Annotated in this window: 7 protein-coding genes; all 7 read left to right on the top strand. The window is 63.4% G+C overall.

Features of this window, described 5'->3' with window-relative positions; genetic code table 11:
* Positions 1-58: 58 nt before the first annotated feature.
* The 7 genes from AC07XM_RS13310 to flgK all read left to right on the top strand — a co-directional run bounded on the left by AC07XM_RS13310 (position 59) and on the right by flgK (position 7050).
* On the top strand, positions 59-241 hold the full coding sequence (locus AC07XM_RS13310; protein ID WP_024717754.1) for a hypothetical protein: 183 nt from the start codon (positions 59-61) through the stop codon (positions 239-241).
* A gap of 160 nt (positions 242-401) precedes the next feature.
* Complete coding sequence (locus AC07XM_RS13305) at positions 402-1142, top strand: flagellar basal body rod protein FlgF (RefSeq protein WP_016488461.1); 741 nt, start codon at positions 402-404, stop codon at positions 1140-1142.
* Positions 1143-1189: 47 nt separating this feature from the next.
* A complete protein-coding gene (gene flgG / locus AC07XM_RS13300) occupies positions 1190-1975 on the top strand; it encodes a flagellar basal-body rod protein FlgG (protein ID WP_012273525.1) in 786 nt (261 codons plus the stop codon).
* Between the two features lie 36 nt (positions 1976-2011).
* Entirely contained in the window at positions 2012-2707 is a 696-nt protein-coding gene (gene flgH / locus AC07XM_RS13295) for a flagellar basal body L-ring protein FlgH (RefSeq protein WP_016488460.1), read from the top strand.
* Positions 2708-2719: 12 nt separating this feature from the next.
* Entirely contained in the window at positions 2720-3829 is a 1110-nt protein-coding gene (locus AC07XM_RS13290; protein ID WP_024717755.1) for a flagellar basal body P-ring protein FlgI, read from the top strand.
* An 11-nt stretch (positions 3830-3840) separates the two neighbouring features.
* Positions 3841-4995: a flagellar assembly peptidoglycan hydrolase FlgJ gene (gene flgJ / locus AC07XM_RS13285; RefSeq protein ID WP_016488458.1), complete on the top strand. Its 1155-nt coding sequence runs from the start codon at positions 3841-3843 to the stop codon at positions 4993-4995.
* 12 nt (positions 4996-5007) lie between these two features.
* Positions 5008-7050: a flagellar hook-associated protein FlgK gene (flgK, locus tag AC07XM_RS13280; RefSeq protein WP_102690279.1), complete on the top strand. Its 2043-nt coding sequence runs from the start codon at positions 5008-5010 to the stop codon at positions 7048-7050.
* Positions 7051-7057: the final 7 nt, after the last annotated feature.

The raw sequence follows: 7057 nt of genomic DNA, 5'->3' as shown, positions 1-7057 counted from the left end.
CGCCCCCCCCCCGGCGATGGGCCGCAAAGCGGCCCCAGGTTCTTCAAGGTTCACGCCCATGAAACGGCTAATGCTCACCGCCCTCCTGGCCATGGCCTTGCCGCTCTCGGCCGCTCCCGCCCCGTTCTACCAATGGCAAAGCCTGGCCACCGGCCGCTACCTGTGCTCTGCCAACAACCCGGGCGAGGGCTGGGTACGCCATTCCGGCCCTTACAACAACGCCGCTTGCCGCACCTTCTGAGCACGCCCTTGCCGCAGGCGGCAAACTTCCGCCGACAAACTGACGTTTGTTGCCCCTTGCTGCGCTGGAGCCCCTGTAAACAGGCGGTTTCAGACTTGGTTCGATTATTGCTTCGGACCTGGCCAGTGACAGCGCGGCAGCGACGCGCAGAGGAGATACTGTGGACAAGTTGCTTTATGTGGCCATGACCGGCGCCAGCCAGAACGCGCTGGCGCAAAAGGCCCACGCCAACAACCTGGCGAACATTTCCACCAACGGTTTTCAGCGTGACCTGGAGCAGGCCCGTTCGATGCCGGTGTTCGGCGACAGCTTTCCGGCGCGCGCCTTTGCCATGACCGAACGCCCGGCCACCGACTTCAGCGAGGGCCCGTTGGTCGAGACGGGGCGTGACCTGGATGTCGCCGTGACCGGCAAGGGCTTCATTGCCGTGCAGGCCCCGGACGGCAGCGAAGCCTACGTGCGTACCGGTAGCCTGAACATCGACGCCCTCGGCGTGCTGCGTGCCGGCAACGGCATGCCGGTGATCGGCAACGGTGGCCCGATTGCCATCCCGCCAGAGCAGAAGGTTGAGGTGGGTGCCGACGGCACCCTCAGCATTCGCTCCATGGGTGAAGACCCCCGCGTGATGGCCGAGGTCGACCGGATCAAGCTGGTCAACCCAGACACCAAAGGCCTGCAAAAAGGGCTGGATGGCTTGATCCATACCGCTTCTGGCCAACCGGCCGATGCCGACGTCAACGTTCGGGTGGTGTCGGGCTTCCTGGAAGGCAGCAACGTCAATGCTGTCGAGGAAATGACCTCGGTGCTGGCGCTGTCTCGCCAGTTCGAACTGCACGTCAAGATGATGAACACGGCCAAGGAAGGCGACGAAGCCATGGCTCGGGTTTTGCAAATCGGCTAATCACTTTTGAACGGGTGCCGTAAAACAGGCGCACGAGGAGAAACTATATGCTTCCGGCTCTTTGGGTCGCTAAAACCGGCCTGTCCGCCCAGGACACCAACCTGACGGTCATTTCCAACAACCTGGCCAACGTCTCCACCACCGGCTTCAAGCGTGATCGCGCCGAATTCGCAGACCTGCTCTACCAGATCAAGCGTCAGCCTGGCGCGCAGTCGACCCAGGACAGCGAGCTGCCTTCGGGCCTACAGGTCGGTACCGGTGTGCGCATTGTCGGCACGCAAAAAAGCTTCGTCGCTGGCAGCCTGCAAACCACCGAGAACCCGCTGGACATGGCGGTCAACGGCCGTGGCTTCTTCCAGATCCTGCAGCCAGACGGCACCGTGTCGTACACCCGTGACGGCACCTTCCACCTGAACTCCGACGGCCAGATCGTCACCGCCAATGGCTACGCCCTCGAGCCTGCCGTTGTGGTGCCGAACGACGCGCAAACCTTCACCGTCGGCCAGGACGGCACAGTATCGATCACCACCGCCGGCAACCCGGCTGCGCAGGTGATCGGCAACATCCAGACCGCCGACTTCATCAACCCGGCTGGCCTGCAGGCCATCGGCGACAACCTGTTCCTGGAAACTGCCGCCAGTGGTGCGCCGCAAGTCGGCACACCGGGCTTGAACGGCTTCGGTACCACCCAGCAGCAGACCCTGGAAAACTCCAACGTCAGCACCGTGGAAGAGCTGGTGAACATGATCACCACCCAGCGCGCTTACGAGATGAACTCCAAGGTCATTTCCACCGCCGACCAGATGCTGTCGTTCGTGACTCAACAGCTCTAAGCCCTGTCGCTTCGTTACACCCGTGAGGTATGCACCATGAATCGTCTGTTGTCCGTGTTCGCCCTGGGGGGGGCGGTGTTGCTGGCAGGTTGCGTCGGCCCGACGCCCAAGCCCAACGACCCGTACTACGCGCCGGTACTGCCGCGCACCCCGTTACCGGCAGCGGCCAACAACGGTTCCATCTACCAGGCCGGTTTCGAGCAGAACCTGTACAGCGACCGCAAGGCGTTCCGGGTGGGTGACATCATCACCATCACCCTTAACGAGAAAACCTCGGCCAGCAAGAACGCAGGTTCGCAGATCCAGAAAAACAGCAAGGCCGATATCGGCCTGACCTCGCTGTTTGGCAGCACACCGAACACCAACAACCCGTTCGGCGGTGGTGATCTGTCGCTGGAGGCCGGGTACAACGGCGAGCGTGCCACCAAGGGCGACAGCAAGGCCACCCAGGGCAACACCCTGACCGGTTCGATTACCGTGACCGTGGCCGAAGTGCTGCCCAACGGCATTATCGCCGTGCGCGGCGAGAAGTGGCTGACCCTGAACACCGGCGAGGAGCTGGTGCGCATTGCCGGCATGATCCGCGCTGATGACATCGCCACCGACAACACCGTGCCGTCTACCCGGGTGGCCGACGCGCGCATCACTTATTCCGGTACCGGCTCGTTCGCCGATGCCAGCCAGCCCGGGTGGCTGGACCGCTTCTTCATCAGCCCGCTTTGGCCTTTCTGAGTACGGATGACCATGTTCAACGTGAGGCAGCTGATTGCCGCAACCCTGCTCCTGTCCTGTGCCTTCGGTGCCCAGGCAGAGCGCCTGAAGGACATCGCCAGCATTTCTGGCGTGCGTTCCAACCAGTTGATCGGTTACGGCCTGGTGGTGGGCCTGAACGGCACGGGTGACCAGACCACCCAGACGCCGTTCACCCTGCAAACCTTCAACAACATGCTGTCGCAGTTCGGCATCAAGGTGCCGGCCGGCTCCGGCAACGTGCAGTTGAAGAACGTCGCGGCGGTGTCGGTGCATGCCGACCTGCCGGCGTTCGCCAAGCCCGGCCAGGTGGTGGACATTACCGTGTCGTCGATCGGTAACTCCAAGAGCCTGCGTGGCGGCAGCCTGCTGATGACCCCGCTCAAGGGTATCGACGGCAACGTCTACGCCATCGCCCAGGGCAACCTGGTGGTGGGTGGCTTTGACGCCGAAGGCCGTGACGGCTCGAAGATCACCGTCAACGTTCCGTCGGCGGGTCGTATTCCGGGCGGTGCCAGCGTTGAACGGGCTGTGCCGAGCGGCTTCAATCAGGGCAACAGCCTGACCCTGAACCTGAATCGGCCGGACTTCACCACGGCCAAGCGTATCGTCGACAAGGTCAACGAGCTGCTTGGTCCGGGTGTGGCCCAGGCCGTGGACGGTGGTTCGGTGCGGGTCAGTGCGCCTATGGACCCCAGCCAGCGCGTGGATTACCTGTCGATCCTTGAGAACCTCGAAATCGACCCGGGCCAGGCGGTGGCCAAGGTCATCATCAACTCGCGTACCGGCACCATTGTCATCGGCCAGAACGTCAAGGTGTCGCCCGCGGCGGTGACCCACGGCAGCTTGACCGTGACCATTACCGAAGACCCGATCGTCAGCCAGCCGGGGGCCTTCTCCAATGGCCAGACGGCCGTGGTGCCCCGCTCGCGGGTCAACGCCGAGCAGGAAGCCAAGCCGATGTTCAAGTTCGGCCCAGGCACCACACTGGATGAGATCGTCCGGGCGGTGAACCAGGTGGGCGCGGCGCCCGGCGACCTGATGGCCATTCTCGAAGCCCTGAAACAGGCCGGCGCCTTGCAGGCCGACCTGATCGTGATCTGAGGACGGCGCGGATGAATATCAAAAGCCAGGTCTCCGGCAGTGCCGACAGCGGTGCCTATACCGACCTCAATCGCCTGAGTGCTCTGAAGCACGGTGACCGCGACAGCGAAGCCAACGTGCGCAAGGTGGCCCAGGAGTTCGAGTCGCTGTTCATCAGCGAAATGCTCAAGGCCTCGCGCAAGGCCAGCGACGTGCTGGCCGATGACAACCCGATGAACACCGAAACGGTCAAGCAGTACCGTGACATGTACGACCAGCAGCTGGCCGTGAGCATGTCCCGCGAAGGTGGCGGTATCGGCCTGCAGGACGTGCTGGTGCGCCAGCTGACCAAGGGCCGCAGTGCATCGATCAATACCAGCCCGTTCCCGCGTGCCGATGGCAGTGGTCCGGCGCTGTGGGGCAACAAGGTGGCGGAGCCGGTGCATGCCACGGACTCGGTCAGCACCCGCAACGACGTCGCTGCGCTCAACTCGCGGCGCCTGGCCTTGCCGAGCAAACTCACCGATCGCCTGCTGGCCGGTATCGTGCCATCGGCCGCCAGTGCCAATGCCGCCGCCGTGCCTGCCCGTGACGGCCAGCAGGTGGCCAAGGCTTTCGCTGTGCCGGACAACGGCCTGCGCATTGTCGGCCGCGCCGTGGCCCAGCCCCCGCTGGCGCCGAACAAGGCCTTTGCCGACAGTGACGAATTCGTTGCCACCATGCTGCCGATGGCCGAGCAGGCCGCCAAGCGCATTGGCATCGACCCGCGTTACCTGGTAGCCCAGGCCGCACTGGAAACCGGCTGGGGCAAATCAGTGATGCGCAATACCGATGGCAGCAGCAGCCACAACCTGTTCGGCATCAAGGCCACCGGCAACTGGCAGGGTGAGCAGGCACGGGCGATCACCAGCGAGTTCCGTGATGGCCAGTTCGTCAAGGAAACCGCAGCCTTCCGCAGCTATGACTCGTACCAGGACAGCTTCCACGACCTGGTAAACCTGCTGCAGGGCAATTCTCGCTATCAAGATGCGTTGGCCTCGGCCGATAACCCTGAGCAGTTTGCAAGAGAGCTGCAAAAGGCAGGTTATGCGACCGACCCGGGCTATGCGAAGAAGATCATCAGCATCGCCCAGCAAATGCAGACAACCCCGCAATACGCCATGGCTGGCAGAACCACGAATCTATAAAAGGACTAAATCATGTCGAGCCTGATTTCCATCGGCCTGAGTGGCCTGAGTGCCAGCCAGGCGGCCTTGTCGGTAACCAGTAACAACATCGCCAACGCCGCGACCAGTGGCTATTCGCGCCAGCAGACGATTCAGGCGGCGGGGCCTTCGCACAACATCGGCGCGGGGTTCCTGGGTACCGGTACCACGCTGTCGGACGTGCGTCGCATCTACAGCTCCTACCTGGACAACCAACTGCAGACCGCGACTTCGCTGCAGGCGGACTCGGTTGCCTTCCAGGACCAGATCACCAGCATCGACAAGCTGCTGGCCGATCGCGATACCGGCATCAGCTCGGTCCTCACGGCGTTCTTTTCGGCCCTGCAGACGGCAGCGGCCAAGCCCGGTGACGTTGCCTCCCGGCAGCTGTTGCTGACCCAGGCACAAACCCTGAGCAACCGTTTCAACGCGGTGAGTACCCAGCTGACCCAGCAAAACGAAACGATCAACTCCCAGCTCGACACCATGGCTGGCCAGGTCAACAAGCTCACGGCCAGCATTGCCGAGTACAACAAGCAGATCGCGGCGGCCTCGGGCACTGGCAACACGCCGAACAGCCTGCTGGATGCGCGCAGCGAAGCGGTACGCCAGCTCAACGAGCTGGTTGGCGTGACCGTGCAGGAGCGTGACGGCAACTACGACGTGTACCTGGGCAGCGGCCAGTCGCTGGTCACCGGCAACAAGGCCAACACCTTGTCGGTGCAACCGGGTACTGCCGACAAGAGCCAGGCCAGCCTGCGTATCAACTACGAGTCGTTCAGCTCCGACGTGACCTCGGTCGTGACCGGTGGCGCGATCGGCGGCCTGGTGCGCTACCGCCAGGACGTGCTGACACCGTCCATGAACGAATTGGGCCGTGTAGCCCTGGTGGTTTCGGACAGCATCAACAGCCAGCTGGGGCAGGGCCTGGATGCCAATGGCCAGTTCGGCAGCTCGCTGTTCTCCAGCATCAACAGCGCCACTGCCGTTGCCCAGCGCAGCCTGGCCTCGTCGAGCAACAGCACCGGCTCCGGCAACCTGGACGTGACCATTGCCAACAGCGGTGCGCTGACCACCTACGACTACGAGGTGAAGTTCACCAGCGCCAACCAGTACAGCGTACGCCGCTCCGACGGCACCGACATGGGTAGCTTTGACCTCAGCGCCGACCCGGCGCCGGTGATCGACGGCTTCAGCCTGTCGCTGAAAGGCGGTGGCCTGGCGGCAGGCGACAGCTTCAAGGTCATCCCCACTCGTGCCGCAGCAGGCAGCATCACCACAACCCTGACCGATGCCAACAAGCTGGCCTTTGCCGGGCCGATCAGCGCCGCCTCGGGTAGCGGCAACAGCGGCACCGGCACCATTACCCAGCCTACTTTGAGCCAGTCGCTGGATATCTATGGCGGTGCCGACACCGCACTGATCCAGCAGTCTATTCGCGACTCGATGCCGGTGCGCGTGGTGTTCGACACTGCCAGTGGTGGCTCACAAGGCTACAAGCTGTTCGATGCCAAGGGCACCCAGATCGGCACCGGCAGCGTGGTGCCGGGAACGGACAACAAACTGTCGGTGGCCGTGCCAATGCTCGATGCGGCTGGGCAGCCGATTCTCGATGGCAGCGGCAACCCGCGCACGTTCAGTGTCGAGACCACCATCGGCGGCAGCCCGGCGGCCAACGACAGCTTTACCCTGTCGTTCAATGCCGACGGCAAGGCCGACAACCGCAACGCAACGGCGCTGCTGGGCCTGCAGACCAAGTCGACGGTGAACACCGGGTCCGGCGGTGGCACCAGCTTCACGTCGGCCTATGCCTCGCTGGTGGAGCGCGTGGGTGCCAAGGCCAACCAGGCGACCATCGACACCACGGCGACCGAGGCGGTACTCAAGTCCGCCAGCGAAAGCCGCAGCGCGGTGTCTGGCGTCAACCTCGATGACGAGGCGGCCAGCCTAGTGAAATTCCAGCACTACTACACGGCTTCGTCGCAAATCATCAAGGCGGCGCAAGAAACCTTCAGCACCCTGATCAATGCCTTGTAAGGAGTAG

Source organism: Pseudomonas sp. GW460-LB5, from assembly GCF_059423245.1.
This window is presented reverse-complemented; position numbering and strand designations above follow the sequence as displayed.

What these genes read in the sequence shown, in the direction of transcription:
- AC07XM_RS13310 (WP_024717754.1), top strand. Translation starts at nt 59, where the DNA reads ATGAAACGGCTAATGCTCACCGCCCTCCTGGCCATGGCCTTGCCGCTC.
- flgG (WP_012273525.1), top strand. Translation starts at nt 1,190, where the DNA reads ATGCTTCCGGCTCTTTGGGTCGCTAAAACCGGCCTGTCCGCCCAGGAC.
- flgH (WP_016488460.1), top strand. Translation starts at nt 2,012, where the DNA reads ATGAATCGTCTGTTGTCCGTGTTCGCCCTGGGGGGGGCGGTGTTGCTG.
- AC07XM_RS13290 (WP_024717755.1), top strand. Translation starts at nt 2,720, where the DNA reads ATGTTCAACGTGAGGCAGCTGATTGCCGCAACCCTGCTCCTGTCCTGT.
- flgJ (WP_016488458.1), top strand. Translation starts at nt 3,841, where the DNA reads ATGAATATCAAAAGCCAGGTCTCCGGCAGTGCCGACAGCGGTGCCTAT.
- flgK (WP_102690279.1), top strand. Translation starts at nt 5,008, where the DNA reads ATGTCGAGCCTGATTTCCATCGGCCTGAGTGGCCTGAGTGCCAGCCAG.